The sequence below is a fragment of the Paracidovorax sp. genome (genome assembly GCF_057642795.1).
The window spans coordinates 93,224-111,163 of the sequence record NZ_JBXYZY010000040.1 but is presented as its reverse complement, the minus strand read 5'-3'; the positions used below and the strand labels follow the sequence as shown (position 1 = coordinate 111,163).

General features: G+C 70.9%; 14 protein-coding genes. 9 read left to right on the top strand and 5 right to left on the bottom strand.

Annotated features, from left to right (window positions below):
• Positions 1–38: 38 nt before the first annotated feature.
• Positions 39–956, bottom strand: a complete 918-nt coding sequence (locus tag AC3A84_RS16665) for a LysR substrate-binding domain-containing protein (protein WP_487971150.1) — start codon at positions 954–956, stop codon at positions 39–41.
• 142 nt (positions 957–1,098) lie between these two features.
• On the opposite strand from AC3A84_RS16665, the gene AC3A84_RS16660 reads away from it, so the two are divergent.
• Both AC3A84_RS16660 and sstT read left to right on the top strand, forming a co-directional pair.
• Positions 1,099–2,481, top strand: a complete 1,383-nt coding sequence (locus tag AC3A84_RS16660; protein ID WP_487971149.1) for an L-serine ammonia-lyase — start codon at positions 1,099–1,101, stop codon at positions 2,479–2,481.
• Positions 2,482–2,563: 82 nt separating this feature from the next.
• On the top strand, positions 2,564–3,811 hold the full coding sequence (gene sstT, locus AC3A84_RS16655) for a serine/threonine transporter SstT (protein ID WP_487971148.1): 1,248 nt from the start codon (positions 2,564–2,566) through the stop codon (positions 3,809–3,811).
• Positions 3,812–3,835: 24 nt separating this feature from the next.
• Here the strand turns inward: sstT and AC3A84_RS16650 are convergent, their stop codons facing one another.
• Positions 3,836–4,822, bottom strand: coding sequence for a LacI family DNA-binding transcriptional regulator (locus tag AC3A84_RS16650; RefSeq protein ID WP_487971147.1), 987 nt, complete (start codon positions 4,820–4,822; stop codon positions 3,836–3,838).
• Positions 4,823–5,079: 257 nt separating this feature from the next.
• Between AC3A84_RS16650 and ptsP the strand changes: the two genes are divergently transcribed.
• The 3 genes from ptsP to AC3A84_RS16635 all read left to right on the top strand — a co-directional run bounded on the left by ptsP (position 5,080) and on the right by AC3A84_RS16635 (position 10,567).
• Complete coding sequence (gene ptsP, locus AC3A84_RS16645; protein ID WP_487971146.1) at positions 5,080–7,653, top strand: phosphoenolpyruvate--protein phosphotransferase; 2,574 nt, start codon at positions 5,080–5,082, stop codon at positions 7,651–7,653.
• A 114-nt stretch (positions 7,654–7,767) separates the two neighbouring features.
• The gene (locus tag AC3A84_RS16640; RefSeq protein ID WP_487971145.1) at positions 7,768–8,757 is read left to right on the top strand and encodes a 1-phosphofructokinase family hexose kinase; all 990 of its coding nucleotides are present in this window, start codon (positions 7,768–7,770) and stop codon (positions 8,755–8,757) included.
• A 19-nt stretch (positions 8,758–8,776) separates the two neighbouring features.
• Positions 8,777–10,567 carry a PTS fructose transporter subunit IIC gene (locus tag AC3A84_RS16635; RefSeq protein WP_487971144.1) on the top strand — a complete coding sequence of 597 codons (1,791 nt, stop codon included), beginning with the start codon at positions 8,777–8,779 and terminating at the stop codon, positions 10,565–10,567.
• Positions 10,568–10,725: 158 nt separating this feature from the next.
• Here AC3A84_RS16635 and AC3A84_RS16630 read toward each other — a convergent pair whose 3' ends face one another.
• Positions 10,726–12,207: an AMP nucleosidase gene (locus AC3A84_RS16630; protein ID WP_487971143.1), complete on the bottom strand. Its 1,482-nt coding sequence runs from the start codon at positions 12,205–12,207 to the stop codon at positions 10,726–10,728.
• Between the two features lie 121 nt (positions 12,208–12,328).
• Here AC3A84_RS16630 and dbpA point away from each other — a divergent pair, with 121 nt between their 5' ends.
• The 4 genes from dbpA (at position 12,329) to dtd (ending at position 16,518) form a co-directional block, all read left to right on the top strand.
• Positions 12,329–13,723 carry an ATP-dependent RNA helicase DbpA gene (gene dbpA, locus AC3A84_RS16625; RefSeq protein WP_487971142.1) on the top strand — a complete coding sequence of 465 codons (1,395 nt, stop codon included), beginning with the start codon at positions 12,329–12,331 and terminating at the stop codon, positions 13,721–13,723.
• A gap of 227 nt (positions 13,724–13,950) precedes the next feature.
• Entirely contained in the window at positions 13,951–14,952 is a 1,002-nt protein-coding gene (locus AC3A84_RS16620) for a tripartite tricarboxylate transporter substrate binding protein (protein WP_487971141.1), read from the top strand.
• 157 nt (positions 14,953–15,109) lie between these two features.
• On the top strand, positions 15,110–16,060 hold the full coding sequence (locus AC3A84_RS16615; RefSeq protein ID WP_487971140.1) for a cation diffusion facilitator family transporter: 951 nt from the start codon (positions 15,110–15,112) through the stop codon (positions 16,058–16,060).
• Complete coding sequence (dtd, locus tag AC3A84_RS16610; protein WP_487971139.1) at positions 16,057–16,518, top strand: D-aminoacyl-tRNA deacylase; 462 nt, start codon at positions 16,057–16,059, stop codon at positions 16,516–16,518. Before AC3A84_RS16615 ends, dtd begins: the two co-directional genes overlap by 4 nt.
• A 55-nt stretch (positions 16,519–16,573) precedes the next feature.
• On the opposite strand, the gene AC3A84_RS16605 is transcribed toward dtd, so the two are convergent.
• Both AC3A84_RS16605 and ybeY read right to left on the bottom strand, forming a co-directional pair.
• Positions 16,574–17,320 carry a sulfite exporter TauE/SafE family protein gene (locus AC3A84_RS16605; protein WP_487971138.1) on the bottom strand — a complete coding sequence of 249 codons (747 nt, stop codon included), beginning with the start codon at positions 17,318–17,320 and terminating at the stop codon, positions 16,574–16,576.
• A 62-nt stretch (positions 17,321–17,382) separates the two neighbouring features.
• Positions 17,383–17,841 (bottom strand): rRNA maturation RNase YbeY, encoded by a 459-nt coding sequence (gene ybeY, locus AC3A84_RS16600; RefSeq protein ID WP_487971137.1) that lies wholly within the window; start codon positions 17,839–17,841, stop codon positions 17,383–17,385.
• Between the last annotated feature and the right edge of the window lie 99 nt (positions 17,842–17,940).

Below are 17,940 nucleotides of genomic sequence, written 5' to 3'. Positions count from 1 at the left end.
CGGGGCGGCCAGCCGGCCGCGCTCAGGAGGTCACTCGGTCAGGCGGTCAGTGCCTGCTCCACGATCCAGTCATGCACCGCCTGCACCCGCCGGTCGTCCAGGGCGCCGGCCGGATAGACCAGGCAATAGCGCTTGCCGGTGGGCACGGCCTGCGTTCCGAAGGGTGCCAGCAGCTTGCCGCTGGCGATCTCGTTGGTGGTCAGCATGCGCCGCGCGATCGCCACGCCCATGCCCGCCATGGCCGCCTGGATGGTGATGTGGTTGCGGTTGAACATGTAGCCGCGTCGCACATCCACCTGCGGCGCGCCCACGGCCTTGAGGTAGCGTTCCCACTCGGCATAGGGCTGGCTGCCGCGCCAGGCGGTCATGTCGTGCAATAGCGGGTAGTGAGCCAGCTGCTCCGGGCGGGTGAGGGCGGGGCGGCCCTGCAGCAGCTCGGGCGCGCAGACCGGGAAAATGTCTTCCTCGACCAGCGGGGTGCTCTGAAAGCCCGGGTAGGCGCCGTCGTTCAGGTCGATGGCCAGATCGAACTCCCCGTCGCGCAGCGAGCGGGTGCTGTCTTCGGCTTCCAGCTGCAGCTCGATGGCCGGGTGGCGCTGCATCAAGAGCGGCAGTCGGGGCACCAGCCAGGTCGCCAGGAACGAGGGCACCGAACGCATGCGTACCACGCCGCTCAGAGCGCCGCCGCGCAGGCGGCCGATGGCCAGGTCGATGGACGCATAGGCCGGCTGCGCCGCGACCTGTAGCCGCTGGCCCTCGTCCGTCAGCTCCAGCCGCCGGGGCAGGCGCCGAAAGAGCTTCACACCCAGCCAGTCTTCCAGCGACTTGATCTGCTGGCTCACCGCGCCGGTGGTGATGTGCAGCTCCTCGCCCGCCTGGGTGAATGAAAGATGGTGCGCGGCGGCCAGGAAGACCTTGAGCCGGGCATGCACGAAGGCGGGGGCGTTGTCGATCATGGTTTAGTTTTGCTGAATCGGAGGCCAGAATATTTGGTTTGCCGGTAAGGCGGCGTAGGGAAAGAATCCGCGGCTGCACTGCCTGTGTGGTGCATCGCATCAGAAATCCTAAACAAAACGACCTCCCGAGGAGAAATACGAGATGGCCATCAGCGTGCTGGACCTGTTCAAGATCGGCATCGGGCCTTCGAGTTCGCACACTGTGGGGCCAATGCGCGCGGCGCACGATTTCGTGCATGAACTGGCGGAGCGCATCCCGCTGGCGGCGGTGCGGCGTGTGGAGGCGCGGCTCTACGGCTCCCTGTCCGCCACCGGCGTCGGCCACGGCACCGACCGGGCCGTGGTGCTGGGACTGATGGGCGAGCGGCCCGACCGCATCGACCCCGACCGCGCTGCGGCCGCCGTGGATGCGGTGCGCGCCAGCGGCCTGCTGCAGCTGGCGGGCCAGGTGGCGCTGCCCTTCGACTGGGAGGCGGACCTGCGCCTGTTGCCCGTGAGCCTGCCCTACCACCCCAACGCGCTGAAGCTGGCCGCGCACGGGGCGGACGGGTTGCTCCACGAGAACACCTATTACTCCGTGGGCGGCGGTTTCGTGGTCGATGAGCGGACGGCCGTGGCCGGCGTGCCGCAGGGCGAAGAGGTCGAGCTGCCGCTGCCCTTTGACACGGCCGCCCAGCTGCTGGCCGTCTGCCGCCGCGAGGGCCTGCGCATCAGCGAGGTGATGCTGCGCAACGAAAGCGCCTGGCGCAGCGAAGAGGACACGCGCGCCGCGCTGGCCCAGATCTGGCAGGCCATGCAGGACTGCGTGCAGCGCGGCATGGTGCAGCAGGGCGTGCTGCCCGGCGGCCTGGCCGTGCGCCGGCGCGCCGCCGCCATGCACCGGAGCCTGCGCGAGCGCGAGGCCGGCGAGGGCAACCTGATCGCCCGCACCCTGGGCGCGCTCGACTGGGTCAACCTGTTCGCGCTGGCGGTGAATGAAGAGAACGCCGCCGGTGGCCGCGTGGTGACGGCGCCCACCAACGGCGCGGCCGGAATCATCCCCGCCGTGCTGCACTACTTCACCCGGTTCGAGCCCGGCGCCAGCGCCGGCCAGGCGGCCGACTTCCTGCTCACGGCGGGTGCCATCGGCACCCTGTTCAAGAAGAACGCGTCGATCTCGGGCGCCGAGGTCGGCTGCCAGGGCGAGGTCGGCTCCGCCTGCGCCATGGCCGCCGCGGGCCTGGCCGAGGTGATGGGCGCCACGCCCGAGCAGGTCGAGAACGCGGCCGAGATCGGACTCGAGCACAACCTGGGCCTGACCTGCGACCCGGTGGGCGGGCTCGTGCAGGTGCCCTGCATCGAGCGCAATGCCATGGCCTCGGTCAAGGCCATCAACGCGGCCCAGCTCGCGCTGCGCGGGGACGGCGCCCACGCCATCTCGCTGGACCAGGCGATCCGCACCCTGCGCGACACGGGCCGCGACATGCTGGACAAATACAAGGAAACCTCGCGTGGCGGGCTGGCCGTGAGCTTCATCGAGTGCTGAGCCAGGCAACGCCCGGCCTGCGTTCGGCCAGGGAGAGCGCTCCGCGCCCGTACCATAGGAGTTTCCCTAGGAGACAAGGACGATGGCATTTGATTTCTCTGCAGCGGCACGCCGCTGCCAACGCAGCGGGCTGGTAACGCGCATCCTCATCGGCATGGTGCTGGGGGTGCTGCTGGGCCTTCTGGCGCCGAATTGGGCCGCGCCGGCGGGGCTGCTCGGCGAGCTCTTCATCGCGGGCCTGAAGGCGGTAGCGCCGGTGCTGGTGCTCGTGCTGGTGGCCGCTGCGATCGCCGGGCACCAGGCAGGCCAGCCCACGCATATCCGGCCGATCATCCTGCTTTATCTGATCAGCACACTGGGCGCGGCGGTGGTCGCGGTGGCAGCGAGCTTCATGTTTCCGACCACGCTGGTGCTCAACGCGCCGCCAGTGGGCGGTGAGCCGCCCGGCAGCATTCTGGGGGTGCTGCGCAACCTGCTGCTGAGCGCCGTGCAGAACCCGGTGAAAGCGCTGATGGAGGCCAACTTCATCGGCATCCTGGCCTGGGCGATCGGCCTGGGCGTGATGCTGCGCCACGCCAGCGAGAGCACTCGCCGCATGTTGTTCGATCTCTCCGATGCGATCTCCGGCATCATCAAGCTGGTGATCTCTTGCGCGCCGCTGGGCATCTTCGGCCTGGTGGCGGCCACGCTGGCGGAGTCGGGGCTGGGCGCTCTCGCGGGCTACGGCCGGCTGCTGCTGGTCATCGTGGGCTGCATGCTGTTCGTCGCGCTGGTATTGAATCCGCTGATCGTGTTCTGGAAGCTGCGCCGCAATCCGTATCCGCTGGTGTTCACTTGCCTGCGCGAGAGCGGCATCACGGCCTTCTTCACGCGCAGCTCGGCGGCCAACATTCCCATCAACCTGCAGCTGTGCCGCAAGCTGGGTCTGCATGAGGACACCTACGCCATCTCGATCCCGCTGGGCGCGACCATCAACATGGCGGGCGCTGCGGTCACCATCACCGTGATGACGCTGGCGGCGACCCACACGCTGGGCATCCAGGTCGATCTGCTCACCGCCGTGCTGCTGTGCATCGTGTCGTCGCTGGCGGCGGCCGGCGTCTCGGGCGTGGCTGGCGGCTCGTTGCTGCTCATTCCCATGGCCACCAGTCTGTTCGGCATCTCGGCCGACGTAGCCATGCAGGTCGTGGCCATCGGTTTCGTGATCAGCGTGGTACAGGACTCGGCCGAAACGGCGCTCAATTCCTCCACCGACGTGCTGCTGACCGCCGCCGGCTGCCCGCAGGACGTGCGGCTGCCCAAGCCGGCGTCGGATTCGCCGCACGCCTGATCTTCGGATCGACGCCGGCGCGGCCTACGCCGGCCCGGCGCTGGAGCCGCGCACCACCAGCGCGCCTTCCAGCACCACCTGGCGTGCGGGCCGCTGTGGCTCCCGCATGCGTTGCAGCAGCAGCTCCGCCGCCGTGCGGCCGATGTCGTAGGTGGGCTGGGCGATGGTGGTCACGTCCAGCGCGGGAAGGGCGGTCCAATCGTTGTTGTCGAAGCCGGCGATGCCGATGTCCCGCGGCGGGCGCAGGCCGGCGGCTTGCACCGCCTGCAACGCGCCCAGCAGCAGCAGGCCATTGGTGGCCAGCAGGGCGTCGGGGCGGTCGGTGCCGGCCAGCAGGGCGGTGGTGGCGCGTTCGCCGGTCTCGCGGGTCGGGTCCATCCACAGGGGGCACGGCGCCAGGCCGCGCGCGTGCAGGGCGTCGGCATAGCCCGCGTGCCGCTGCTGGCCGGTGGTGCTGTGGGTGCCGGCCAGCAGAGCGATGCGGCGGTAGCCGTTGTCCAGCAGGTGTTCGGTGGCGCGGCGGGCGGCGGCCTGGTTGTCCAGCACCACGCGGTCGGTCCGGGTCGTGTCGAGCGCCCGGTCCACCAGCACCAGCGGAAAGGGCCAGGCCTGCGGGCGCAGATGCTTCAGGCCCGCCATGGTCGGCGAGAGGATCACCCCGCTGGCCTGCTCGTCGGCCATCAGCTCCAGGTAGGACTGTTCCTTGGCCGGGTCTTCGTCGCTGTTGCAGAGGATGAGCCGCAGGCCGTGGCGGTAGGCCACGTCTTCCACGGCGCGGCCCACGTCGGTGAAGAAAGCGCTGCGGATGTCCGAGACGATCAGCCCGACCAGCGAGGCGCGGCGCTGCCGCAGCCGGCGCGCCGCGAGGTTGGGGCGGTAGGCCAGTTCGGCGATGGCGCGCTCCACCTGCTCGCGCAGCGGTGCGCGCACCGCCTCCGGTGTGCTGAGCACGCGCGAGACGGTGGTGGTTGAAACGCCGGCGCGCTGCGCGACATCCTTGATGCTGGCCAAGCGGAAAGGCTCCTGGAATTCGTTGCGACGCGATCGTCGATGCGTTGATCCAGGGCATGGTAACGATTCCAGAATTTTTTGCAAAGACGGCCGGGCACGCTGCCGGATAGGGCCAATCAGGCTCTACATACGCCGGTATTTCTCGGTGTTTTCCCTAGTATTTGCACGCGAGATGAGCGGTTGGCGCTTGCGAGGCCCAGAGCCCGCGGCAGATAATCGGGTCTGGAATCGATACCAAATTTCGCAGGAGACATTGCATGTCCACCATTCCGGTCGAAGTGCGCCTGGGCGCAGCCCCGCACAACCGTGAAGACGCCGTGCGCGCCGCAGGCGCCTTGCTGGCCCAGGCCGGCCACATCCAGCACGCCTACATCGACAGCCTGCTGCAGCGCGAGAAGGTGGCGAACACCTTCCTGGGCGAAGGCCTCGCCATCCCTCACGGCATGGTGGAAGACAAGCACCTTGTGCAGCGCACCGGCCTGGCTGTGCTGCAGGTGCCGGCTGGCGTGCGCTGGGGCGACGACGCCAAGCGGGCTCACCTGGTGGTCGCCATCGCCGCCGCCACCGACGACCACATCCAGGTGCTGCGCCGCCTCACCCGTCTGATGCGCGACAGCGCCCTCATGCAGCACCTGGCCACCACCACCGATGCCGGCGAGATCGTGCGTGCCCTCACTTCAGACGATGCCTCGGGCGCCTCCACCGCAGCGGGCGGCGCGGCCAGCACCCCCGCGCTGGAAGACTTCCCGCTCGGCCGTGAGCTGTCGCTCAACTACCCCAACGGCCTGCATGCCCGCCCCGCCGGCGAATGGGCCCGCGTGGCCGGCCGCTTCCAGGCGCGCGTACACGTGCGCTGCGGCGACACGGTGGCCGACGCCAAGAGCGTGGCCGCCCTGCTGGGCCTGGGCGCCGGGCGCGGCGCGCAACTGCGCCTCTCGGCCCAGGGCAGCGATGCGGCGGCGGCGCTCTCCACCCTGCACGCCACCATTCAGCGCCTGGGCGAGGAGGAAAGCCGGCAGGCCGAACTGTCGGCCGCCCGCCAGGCGCAGGCCCAGGGCCTGGGCAGCGAGCTGGGCGACTGGCAGCCCACCGCGCGCCACACCTTCACCGGCATCGCCGCCAGCCCTGGCCTGGTGGTGGGCACGCTGGTGCAGGCCGAGGGCACCGAGCTGGAGGTGGAAGACCGCTTCACCTCCATCGCCGAAGAAGCCGCCGCGCTGGACCGCGCCCTGGCTGCCGCTCTGGCCCAGCTGCGCCAGCTGGCATCCGACGCCCAGGCTGGTGGCCGTGCAGAGCAGGCCGCCATCTTCACCGCTCACCAGGGCCTCCTGCAGGACGCCGACCTGCTGCAGGCCGTGAGCCGCCAGGTGGTGCAGCGCCACGGCGCCGCCTGGGCCTGGCGCCATGCCATGGCCGGCCGCGTGGCTGCGCAGCGCGCCCTGGCAGACGCCACCCTCGCGGCGCGCGCGGCCGACCTGCAGGACGTGGGCGAGCGCGTGCTGCGCCACCTGCTGGGCCGGGGCCATGAATCCACCGACGTGGCTGCCTGGCCGCATGACGCCATCCTGCTGGCCGACGATCTCTCGCCCTCCGTCACCGCGCAGATCGACACCAGCCGCGTGCGGGGCTTCTGCACCGCGCGCGGCGGCCCCACGGCGCACACCGCCATCCTGGCGCGGGCCCTGGGCCTGCCCGCCGTGGTGGCTGCCGGCCCGGGCGTGCTGGCCGGCGGCAGCGGCGATGCGGCCGCGCCGGTGCTGGCCGGCGCCGTGGCCATCCTCGACGGCTACCGCGGGCGCCTCTACGTGGGCCCGAGCGAGACCGCGCTGATCGAAGCCCGCGAGCGCATGGAGCGCCTGGCGCGCCGCCAGGAAGAAGAGGCCCGCACCCGTCAGCAGCCCGCCACCACGACCGACGGCCACACGGTGGAGATCGCCGCCAACGCCAACCGCGCCGACCAGGCCGCCAAGGCGCTGGAGGCCGGCGCCGAGGGCGTGGGCCTGATGCGCACCGAATTCCTCTTCCTCGAGCGCGACACCGTGCCCGATGAGGAAGACCAGTACCAGACCTACCGCGCCATGGCCGAGGCGCTGCAGGGCAAGCCGCTGGTGGTGCGCACGCTGGACATCGGCGGCGACAAGCAGGTGCCCCACCTCGATCTGCCCGTGGAAGAGAACCCCTTCCTGGGCGTGCGCGGGGCGCGCCTGGCACTGCGGCGCGACGACCTGATGGTGCCCCAGCTGCGCGCGCTCTACCGCGCCGCGCAGCACGGCCCGCTGCAGATCATGTTCCCCATGATCAGCACGGTGGAAGAGGTGATCACGCTGCGCCAGCGCATGGAAGCGGTGCGCGCCGAGCTGAACGCCCCGGCCGTGCCGGTGGGCATCATGATCGAGGTGCCTTCGGCCGCGCTCATCGCCGACCGGCTGGCCGCGCATGTGGACTTCTTCTCCATCGGCACCAACGATCTCACGCAGTACGCGCTGGCCGTGGACCGGCAGCACCCCGAGCTGGCCGGCATGGCCGACAGCCTGCACCCCGCCGTGCTGCGCCTCATCGAACGCACCGTGGCCGGCGCGCGCCAGCACGGCCGCTGGGTGGGCGTGTGCGGGGGCCTGGCCGGCGAGCCGCTGGGCGCCGCGCTGCTGGTGGGCCTGGGCGTGGATGAGCTGAGCATGAGCACCGGCGACATCGGCACCGTCAAGGCCCTGCTGCGCCGCCACAGCCTGGCCGAGCTACAGGCCCTGGCGCAGCGCGCCCTGCAGGTGGATACGGCCGACGAGGTGCGCGCCCTGGGCGCCGAGCTGCGGCCTGCCGCCGCCGCGCAATGACGGCTCCGGACGTCTTCCAAGGATTTGCAATGATTGCTACTGAAAACATAGCTGGCAGCCGAGGTGCATCAAGCGCTGCAGGCCGATTCGGCTTGCAAGCTGCAGGAGGCCGCCATGGCTGACGCCGCCCGCATCTTCACCATCACCCTCAACCCCGCCATCGACCACACCGTGCGCGTGGCCGCGCTGGTGCCGGGCGAGGTCCACCGCGCGCAGGGCGACCAGCGCGAGGCCGGCGGCAAGGGCGTGGGCGTGGCCGCGGTGCTGGCCGCGCTGGGCGTGCCCGTCACGGCCTCCGGCTGGCTGGGCGCGGACAACGACGCCGTCTTCGCCGAGGCCTTCACCGCGCGCGGCATCGCCGACGCCATGCTGCGCCTGCCCGGCGCCACCCGCACCAACATCAAGATCGCCGACGCCTCGCGCGGCGACTCCACCGACATCAACCTGCCCGGCCTGGCGCTCGCGCCCGATGCGCTGGCCCGCGCCGAAGCCGGCCTGCGGGCCGCGCTCGCCGAGCGCGTGCGCCCCGGCGACTGGTGCGAGCTGGCCGGCAGCCTGCCGCCCGGCGCCGATGCCGGCGTGTGGGAACGCATCGCCCGGGCGCTGCATGCCCAGGGCGCGCACATCGCCATCGACACCGGCGGCGCCGTGCTGCTGCAGCTGCTGAAAGACCTGGCCGACCCGGCCCGGGGCGTTGCCGTGCCGGTGGCCTTCATCAAGCCCAACCGCGCCGAGCTCGAAGAGCTGGCCGGCCGCGCCCTGCCTGCACTGGCTGACGTGGCTGCGGCTGCGCGCGGCCTCTGCCAGGAGCACGGCGTGCGCCAGTTGGCCGTGTCGCTGGGCGGCGAGGGTGCCGTCATCGCCACGGCCCAGGGCTGCTGGCATGCCGCCGCGCCGCGCGTGCCCGTCGCCACCACCGTGGGCGCGGGCGACGCGCTGGTGGCCGGCACGCTGGCCGCGCTCTCGCAAGGCCAGGCCATGCCCGGCGCCGCCACCTTCGGCATGGCCTGCGCGGCCGCGCGCATCCAGCGCATCGCGCCCGGCCTGCCACCGCGGCCCGAGGTCGATGCCCTGGCCGCCGCCATCACGGCGCGGCCCATCTAAAGACACAGGAGAGACAACCATGGCCCAACTCATCGCCATCGCCGCGAGCCAGGCCGGCCCGGCCCACAGTTTCATGGTGGCCGAGGCGCTGCGCGCCGCGGCCGAAAACGCCGGCCACCGGCTGGCCCTCAGCGTCCACAGCAGCCTGGGCACGCAGGGCGCGTTCAGCGACGCCGAACTGGCTTCTGCCGCCGCCGTCATCATCGCGGCCGACATGCCGGTGGACCGGCAGGACCTGCTCGGCACCATCACCGCGCCCATCCACGAGGCCACGCCGCAGGCCGTGCTGGACGACGCCGCCCGTGTGGTGCGCGATGCGCTGGCCCGCATGGCCGGAGGGGCCGCTGCGCCGGCTGCGGCTCCGATCGCTGCCGCGCCCACTGGCCCGCTGCACATCGTCGCCATCACCTCCTGCCCGACGGGCGTGGCCCATACCTTCATGGCCGCAGAGGCGCTGGAGCAGGGGGCGCGCGCCCTGGGCCACACCATCAAGGTCGAGACGCAGGGTTCGGTCGGTGCGCAGAACACGCTGACCGCCGCCGAGATCGCCGCCGCCGACCTGGTGGTGATCGCCGCCGACACGCAGGTCAACCGCGACCGTTTCGCGGGCAAGCGCCTTTACGCCACCGGCACCAAGGCCGCCATCCACAACGCGGCGGCTGTGTTCGCCCAGGCCCAGGCGCAAGCCCAGGTGTGGGGTGATGCGGCGGGCGCTTCTTCGGCATCCGCCGCTGGCGGGGCTCCTGCGTCCCCGGCGCCGGCCAAGCGGGAGTCCTCAGGCGCCTACAAGCACCTGATGACCGGCGTGTCCTTCATGCTGCCCTTCGTGGTGGCGGGGGGCCTGCTGATCGCGCTGGCTTTCGCGCTGGGCGGTATCTACGTGTATGACGACGCGCATAAGGGCACCATCGGCTGGGTGCTGTTCCAGGTGGGCGCCAAGGCGGGCTTTGCGCTGATGCTGCCGGCGCTGGCGGGCTACATCGCCTACTCCATCGCCGACCGGCCCGGCATCGCGCCCGGCATGATCGGCGGGCTGCTGGCCGGCACCGTGGGCGCGGGCTTTCTGGGCGCCATCGCGGCCGGCTTCATCGCGGGCTACTCGGTGCATTGGCTCAACCGCGCCATCCGCCTGCCGCGCGGCCTCGACGGGCTGAAGCCCGTGCTGATCCTGCCGCTGCTGGGGGCGGCCATCGTCGGCGTGCTGATGATGATGGTGATCGGAGCGCCCATGGCCGCCGTGATGAGCGCGCTGACCGAATGGCTCAAGGGCCTGCAGACCGGCAGCGCCGTGCTGCTGGGCATCATCCTGGGCGCCATGATGGCCTTCGACATGGGCGGGCCGGTGAACAAGGCGGCCTACGTCTTCTCCACCACCCTGATCGCCAGCGGCGTGGCCAACCCCATGGCCGCAGCCATGGCCGCCGGTATGACGCCTCCGCTGGGCATCGCGCTGGCCTGCTGGCTGTTCAAGAGCCGCTTCACGGCCGAGGAACGCGAAGCCTCCAAAGCCTCCGCCGTGCTGGGCCTGGCCTTCATCACCGAAGGCGCGATTCCCTTCGTGGCGCGCGATCCGCTGCGCGTGATCCCGGCCTGCATGCTGGGCTCGGCCGCGGCGGGCGGCCTGTCCATGGCCTGGAATATCGGCCTGCAGGCGCCCCACGGCGGCATCTTCGTGCTCGCCATTCCGAACGCGGTGAACCATGTGGTGCTGTATGCGGCGGCCATCGTGGCAGGGTCCGTGGTGACGGCGCTGGCGCTGGGTCTCTTCAAGAAGCGGGTGCCGGCAGCCGGAGCAGCTGCAGCGGCATGACGCCGTGCCTGGCCAGGGGCACGCATCGCGTGCAGGTCCCTGGCGGCGGCATTGCCGGCGTCCGCGCCGCGGGCGCGCGGCCTGCTTGGCCGCGGGCACTCAGGCCGAACCGCCTTTCCTTCCTTCCTTCCTTCTTTCGCGCGCTGACGTGACGGGAATTACTGGAAAGCCACTTCCGCAAAGCTGCGCAGCTTGCGGCTGTGCAGGCGGCTGACGCCACCTTCGCGCAGGATGTCGATGGCGCGCATGCCGATGCGCAGATGCTGGTCCACCCGTTCCCGGTAGAAGTGGTTGGCCATGCCGGGCAGCTTGATCTCGCCGTGCAGCGGCTTGTCGGACACGCACAGCAGGGTGCCGTAGGGCACGCGGAAGCGGAAGCCGTTGGCGGCGATGGTCGCGCTTTCCATGTCCAGCGCCACGGCGCGGCTCTGGCTGAAGCGGCGCTGGGGCGTGTTGTCGGGCAGCAGCTCCCAGTTGCGGTTGTCGGTGCTGGCGACCGTGCCGGTGCGCATGATGCGCTTCAGGTCGGCCTCGGGCACCTGGCTCACGTCGGCCACGGCCTGCTGCAGCGCTAGCTGGATCTCGGCCAGCGCGGGGATGGGTACCCAGAGGGGCAGCTCCTCGTCGAGCACGTGGTCTTCGCGCACATAGGCGTGGGCCAGCACGTAGTCGCCCAGCTGCTGGCTGTTGCGCAGGCCCGCGCAGTGGCCCAGCATCATCCAGGCATGCGGGCGCAGCACGGCGATGTGGTCGGTGATGGTCTTGGCGTTGGAGGGCCCCACGCCGATGTTGACCATGGTGATGCCGCTCTTGTCGGCGCGCACCAGGTGGTAGCCGGGCATCTGCGGCAGGCGCGGCGGGGCCACGCCCAGCTCGTCGCCGGCATCGGCGGGCAGGCCCTTGCGGCGCGTGACCACGTTGCCGGGCTCGATGAAGGCGATGTATTCGCTGTCTTCACGGGCCATTTCGGCATGGCCCAGGCGCACGAATTCATCGATGTAGAACTGGTAGTTCGTGAACAGCACGAAGTTCTGGAACCACTCGGGCGCCGTGCCGGTGTAGTGGCGCAGGCGGTGCAGCGAATAGTCCACGCGCGGCGCGGTGAAGAGCGAGAGCGGGTGCGCCTCGCCGGCGCGCTGCGTCCAGGTGCCGTTGGCGATGCCGTCGTCCATGGCAGCCAGATCGGGCAGGTCGAACACGTCGCGCATCAGCATGCGGCGCTCGGGCGTGAGCGAGCCTTCGATGTGGTCGTGCTCGGCGAACGAGAAGTGGATGGGGATGGGCTGGCTGCTGATGCCGACTTCCAGCTCTACGTTGTGGCTGGCGCGCAGCAGGCGGAACTGCTCGGCGTAGTAGCGTGCGAACAGGTCGGGCCGGGTCAGCGTGGTCTCGTAGCGGCCCGGGCCCTCGACGAAGCCGTAGGCCAGCTGGGTGGCGGCACGCGCCACCGTGGTGGTCTGCACCCGCACGAACGGGTAGAAGGCGCGCACGTGGCTGGGCGGCGTCTCGCCCGCGACGAAGCGCTGCATCGCGTCGCGCAGATGGCCGATCTGTTGCTGGTAGATGCGCTGGACCTCGGCCAGCGCGTCGGCCGGATCGGTGTGGAGCGTGGTTTCGGTGAAGTCGGGGATCTGGGCCATGGCTCTATTGTCATGCACTGCGGGGCACCTGCCCGCGCCGCCGGCCTCTGCGCCGCGGCGATATCGATGCCGTGTCGCGCCGCTTCGCCCCGGCGCGGCGGGGGGCCGGGATAATCGGGCGATGACCACCTCTTCTGCCGACTTCAGCGCGCTGGCGCTGTCCCCCGCCACCCTGGCCAACCTGCAGCAGCTGGGCTACACGCGCATGACGGCGATCCAGGCCGTCAGCCTGCCGCCCGCGCTGCTCGGGCGCGACCTGATCGCCCAGTCCAGCACCGGCAGCGGCAAGACCGCCGCCTTCGGCCTGGCGCTGCTGGACCGTCTCAATCCGCGCCACTTCGGCGTGCAGGCGCTGGTGCTGTGCCCCACGCGCGAGTTGGCCGACCAGGTGACCACCGAGATCCGCCGTCTGGCGCGCGCGCAGGAGAACATCAAGGTCGTCACCCTCTGCGGCGGCGTGCCGCTGCGCGGGCAGATCACCAGCCTGGAACATGGCGCGCACGTCGTCGTCGGCACGCCCGGGCGGGTGATGGACCACCTGGAGCGCGGCACGCTGGAGCTGCAGGGCCTGAAGACCCTGGTGCTCGACGAGGCCGACCGCATGCTCGACATGGGCTTTTTCGACGACATCGCCCAGGTGGCGCGCCGCTGCCCGGCCGAGCGGCAGACGCTGCTCTTTTCCGCGACCTACCCGGAGGGCATCGAACGCATCGCCCGCCAATTCATGAAGTCGCCCGAGCAGATCACCGTGCAGGCCCAGCACGGCGCCGGCAAGATCGCCCAGCGCTGGTACGAGGTCAAGGAAGGCGAGCGCCTGCATGCCGTGTCGCAGCTGCTCAACCACTTTCGGCCCGAATCGGCCATCGCTTTCTGCAACACCAAGCAGCAGTGCCGCGACCTGGTGGACGTGCTGCGCGCGCAGGGCTTCAGCGCCCTGGCGCTCTATGGCGACCTGGAGCAGCGCGACCGCGACCAGGTGCTGGTGCAGTTCGCCAACCGCAGCGCCACCGTGCTGGTGGCCACCGACGTGGCCGCGCGCGGGCTGGACATCGCCCAGCTGCAGGCGGTCATCAACGTCGATGTGACGCCTGATCCGGAGATCCATGTCCACCGCATCGGCCGCACCGGCCGGGCCGATGCCGAGGGGCTCGCGCTCAGCCTGGCGAGCCTTCCCGAAATGGGCAGCGTCGGCAAGATCGAGCAGCTGCAAGGGCGTGAGTCCGAATGGCATCCGCTGGCCGAGCTCACGCCCGCGCCCGGCGGCCCGCTGCTGCCGCCCATGGCCACGGTGCAGATCGTGGGTGGGCGCAAGGAAAAGATCCGCGCCGGCGACGTGCTGGGCGCGCTGACCGGCGAGATGGGCTTCACCCGCGAGCAGATCGGCAAGATCAACGTGAACGAGTTTTCCACCTACGTGGCCGTGCAGCGCGAAGTGGCGGCCGAGGCGGCGCGCCGACTGTCGGCCGGCCGTGTCAAAGGCAAGCCGGTGCGCGCGCGGTTGGTGGGTGAGAGCTGATCGGCTCCTTTTGCCACCATGGCTTGTGCTGGGGTGCCATGCGGCCTTGGCCGCCGCGCTGCGCCCGCGCATGGCGCTGCGGTCACCCGCTGCACCTGGATCGGGGAGGGCGCAGCGTCTAATGGCGCGTCACGGCATGCGGGGCGATGCCCGCGCCTTCCGCCTCCATCACAGCGTCACCTGGGTCTGATCTGCTGCGCGTGCCTCGCATCTCCTGGAGCCTGCCCATGAACTTGCCATCCTCCGATCCCTCCCGCCGCCTCGTGCTGTGCGCGGCTGGCGCCGCGCTCGCCGCACCCTGGAGCGCCACCCTCGCGCAGCCGCAGGGCATGGCGGGCGCTCGGCCCGTCACCCTGGTGGTGTCGTATCCCGCCGGCGGCGGTGCAGATCTGATGGCGCGCATCCTCGCGCCGCGCCTGGGCGCAGCGTTGGGCCGGAGCGTGGTGGTGGAGAACATTCCCGGCGCCAGCGGCCAGATCGCCGGCGAGCGCGTGGCGCGGGCCACGCCGGACGGCGCCACGCTGCTGCTGGATGCGTCGTCCTTTGCGGTGAATCCGTCGCTCTATCCCCGGATGGCCTACGACTCCGCCAAGGCCTTCACACCCCTCGCAGTGCTGGCCACTTTCCCGAACGTGCTGGTGTGTTCAGCGGGCTTTCGGGTCCGCAGCGTGCAGGACTTGATCGCGATGGCCCGGGACAAGCCGGCCAGCGTGGCCTATGCCTCGTCGGGCAACGGCTCGGCGCAGCACCTGGCGGGGGCGCTGTTCGAGGAGCGCGCCAGCGTGCAACTTCTGCACATTCCCTACCGCGGCGGCGGCCCGGCCATGAACGATGTGATGGCCGGCAAGGTGCCGCTCTTCTTTGCCAACGTGGCGTCTGCCCTGGGCTATATCCGCGCCGGCAAGCTGCGTGCGCTGGCCGTCACCTCCTCGCTGCGCGCCCGCTCCCTGCCACAGGTGCCCACCATGGCCGAGGTGGGCGTGCGCAAGTACGAAGTGCTGGAGTGGAACCCTGTGCTGGCTCCGGCGGGCCTGCCGGCGGACGTGCAGGCCCGGTTGGTCACCGGCATCCGCCAGGCGCTGGCCGATCCGGAGGTGCTCTCGCGCATCCGCAAACTCGGCGGCGACGTGTTTCCGGGGGCTACGCCTGCGGCTGCGGAGAAGTTCATCCAGGACCAGCGCTCGCTCTGGGCCGAGGTCGTGCGCGATCGCAAGATCTCCGTGGGCTGAGCGGCCTGCGGCCCCGGCCGTGTGGCTCTGCGCGATCCCCTGGCGGGCCGGCCCGTGGGGATCCCTGGTGTGCCGGACGGCAGGGCACGGTGGCTGCGCCATGCGGCGGCCTTCTGGCGCAGGCAGAATGGCGCCCCCGGCTGCCTCCTGAATCGCCATGTCCTCTGTCAAACCACCCTCCGCCAACCCGCCTGCCCCCGGCGCCGCCACGTTGGCCCCCCACACCCTGCTGTGGGCTTCCGTCGGGGTGGCGCTGGTCACCATCGTGCTCAAGACGATGGCCTGGTACCTCACGGGCTCGGTGGGCCTGCTCTCCGATGCGCTCGAGTCCTTCGTCAACCTGGCGGGCGCCATCTTCGCGCTGGCCATGGTGACGGTGGCTGCGCGCCCGGCCGACGACGACCACCCTTACGGCCACCACAAGGCAGAGTACTTCTCATCGGGCTTTGAGGGCATCCTCATCATGGGCGCCTCCGTGGCCATTCTCTGGGCGGCGGCCCACCGGCTGGCCGAGCCCCAGCCGCTCGAGCAGGTCAGCTGGGGGCTGGCGCTGTCGGTCGTCAGCTCGGCGCTCAACGGGCTGCTGGCCTGGCTCATGTTCCGCTCGGCGCGCGTCTATCGCTCGGTGGCGCTGGAGGGCGATGCTCGTCATCTGGTCACTGACGTGTGGACCTCGGCGGGCGTCGTGATCGGCATCGGCGCGGCGGGCCTCACGGGCTGGCTCTGGCTGGACCCTGTCGTGGCCATGGCCGTGGCGCTGAACATCCTGAAGGAAGGCGTGCACCTGATCTGGCGCGCCTCGCAGGGCCTGATGGATTCCGCCGTCGAGCCCGAGGCGCAGGCCGCCATCGACGCCGCGCTGCAGTCCTTCGCGCAGACCGAGCCGCTGGTGCGCTTCGACCACCTCGTCACCCGCCAGGCCGGCCAGCGCCGCTTCGCCGGGCTGCACATGCATGTGCCGGCCGACTGGAGCCTGGGCCGCGCCGCCCAGCGCCGCGCCGCGGTCGAGGCCGCGCTGATGCATGCCGTGCCCGGCCTGCGCGTGACCATCGAGCTGCTGCCCCTGGGCGTGGAAGCCTTCCTGGACGAGCCCGGAGCGCCCGCATGATCGGCCTGCTGCAGCGCGTGAGCGAGGCCCGCGTGGATGTGGATGGCGTCACCCTCGGACGCATCGGGCCGGGGCTGCTGGTGCTGCTGTGCGCCGAGCGCGGCGACACCGGAGCCGAGGCCGACCGCCTGCTGGCCAAGCTGCTGAAGCTGCGCATCTTCACCGACGACGCCGGCAAGATGAACCAGAGCGTGCAGGACGTGGGCGGTGGCCTGCTGCTGGTGAGCCAGTTCACCCTGGCCGCCGACACCCGGGGCGGCAATCGCCCCAGCTTCACCGGGGCGGCGGCGCCCGACGAAGGGCGCAGGCTCTACGACTATTTCGTCGCCCAGGCGCGCGCCCAGCACCCCGTGGTGGAAACCGGCCGCTTCGCTGCCGACATGAAGGTGCATCTTGTCAACGACGGGCCGGTCACCATTCCGCTGCGCATTCCGCCAGCCGCGGTGGCACCGGCCTGAATATCAAATTTGATAGCGAGCAGTCCAGGCCGGATAAGGGCTGGAGCGTGAATTCTCAGTGCTGGGCTGCGAAGAACAGGCCTGCCATCACCAGCCCGGTCGTCACGATGCACCAGCGCAGCAAGGCGGCCGGCATCAGGCGCGCCACGCGCCCGCCCACGTAGCCGCCCACGGTGGCGGCCAGCGCCATCAGGAGCGCGTGCCGCCAGTGCACCGCGCCGCCCGCCGCATAGATCAGCACCGCCATGCTGGTGAGCAGGGCGGAGACGCAGTTCTTGAGCCCGTTCATCGCGTTCAGATGGCTCTGGCCCAGCAGCCGGAAGAGCGCCAGCAGCAGAATGCCCAGCCCGCCGTTGAAGTAGCCGCCATAGGCGGACACGGCCAGCACGCCCAGCGTAGCCTTGATGGGGGAGGGCGCATTGCCGCGCGCCCAGCGCTGGCGCAGCCACGGGCCGCAGGCGAAGAGCGCGGTGGCGGCCAGCAGCAGCCAGGGCACGAGGCTGCGGAAGGTGGCGTCGGGCGTGGCCAGCAGCAGGGCGGCGCCGGCCGCACCGCCTGCCAGCGAGAGCGCTATCAGCCGCCTGAGCGTGAGGCCCGGCGGTGCGGCCGTGTCCTCGCGCTGCGCCCAGGCGCTGGCGATGTAGCCGGGCAGCAGGGCGACCGTACCCGTGGCATTGGCTGGCACCGGCGGCACGCCGGCGAAGACCAGCGCGGGCAAGGTCAGGAAGCTGCCGCCTCCGGCGACGGCATTGAGGGCGCCAGCCACGAAGGCAGCGGCCGGCAGCAAGGCTATTTCAAGCATGTCTCCTTCTCCTCCACGTCCTCATGCCCGGGCCGGGCAGGGTGCCTTCTGGGGCGGGTCTGTCAGCTGGCGTAGGGGTCGGCAAACCCCATCTCCTCCATGATGGCCGTCTCGTAGGCTTCCATCTCGTCGGCATCTTCGGGGCTGGTCTCGTGGTCCCAGCCCTGTGCGTGCAGCGTGCCGTGGACCAGCAGGTGCGCGTAGTACTCGCGCAGCGGCTTGTTCTGTTCGCGCGCCTCTCGCGCGACCACGGGCGCGCACAGCACCAGGTCGGCCACCACCACGGGCTCCTGCGCGTAGTCGAAGGTGAGCACGTTGGTGGCGTAGTCCTTCTTGCGGTATTCGCGGTTCAGGGCCTGGCCCTCTTCGGCGCCGACGATGCGCACGGTGATTTCGGCGTCGCTGGAAAGCGCATGGCGGATGAAGCGCGCCGCCGCATGGCGCGGCAGCGCGGCACGGTGCTCGGCCACGCCGTCGAAGCGGGCGAACTGCAGCGACAGTTGGAGTTGGTTCAGTGCCATTTCGGCCTCCAGTGGTTGTCCAGCATGGGCTGGTAGCTATCAATTTAGTAGTTGAGTGGGCGCCGCGGACGGTGGGCCAGCCGGTGCTGAGTCTGGCGC

Excerpts from the sequence above, each read along its gene's own strand:
- AC3A84_RS16665 (WP_487971150.1), bottom strand. The coding sequence starts at position 956 with ATGATCGACAACGCCCCCGCCTTCGTGCATGCCCGGCTCAAGGTCTTC.
- AC3A84_RS16660 (WP_487971149.1), top strand. The coding sequence starts at position 1,099 with ATGGCCATCAGCGTGCTGGACCTGTTCAAGATCGGCATCGGGCCTTCG.
- sstT (WP_487971148.1), top strand. The coding sequence starts at position 2,564 with ATGGCATTTGATTTCTCTGCAGCGGCACGCCGCTGCCAACGCAGCGGG.
- ptsP (WP_487971146.1), top strand. The coding sequence starts at position 5,080 with ATGTCCACCATTCCGGTCGAAGTGCGCCTGGGCGCAGCCCCGCACAAC.
- AC3A84_RS16640 (WP_487971145.1), top strand. The coding sequence starts at position 7,768 with ATGGCTGACGCCGCCCGCATCTTCACCATCACCCTCAACCCCGCCATC.
- AC3A84_RS16635 (WP_487971144.1), top strand. The coding sequence starts at position 8,777 with ATGGCCCAACTCATCGCCATCGCCGCGAGCCAGGCCGGCCCGGCCCAC.
- AC3A84_RS16630 (WP_487971143.1), bottom strand. The coding sequence starts at position 12,207 with ATGGCCCAGATCCCCGACTTCACCGAAACCACGCTCCACACCGATCCG.
- dbpA (WP_487971142.1), top strand. The coding sequence starts at position 12,329 with ATGACCACCTCTTCTGCCGACTTCAGCGCGCTGGCGCTGTCCCCCGCC.
- AC3A84_RS16620 (WP_487971141.1), top strand. The coding sequence starts at position 13,951 with ATGAACTTGCCATCCTCCGATCCCTCCCGCCGCCTCGTGCTGTGCGCG.
- AC3A84_RS16615 (WP_487971140.1), top strand. The coding sequence starts at position 15,110 with ATGTCCTCTGTCAAACCACCCTCCGCCAACCCGCCTGCCCCCGGCGCC.
- dtd (WP_487971139.1), top strand. The coding sequence starts at position 16,057 with ATGATCGGCCTGCTGCAGCGCGTGAGCGAGGCCCGCGTGGATGTGGAT.
- AC3A84_RS16605 (WP_487971138.1), bottom strand. The coding sequence starts at position 17,320 with ATGCTTGAAATAGCCTTGCTGCCGGCCGCTGCCTTCGTGGCTGGCGCC.
- ybeY (WP_487971137.1), bottom strand. The coding sequence starts at position 17,841 with ATGGCACTGAACCAACTCCAACTGTCGCTGCAGTTCGCCCGCTTCGAC.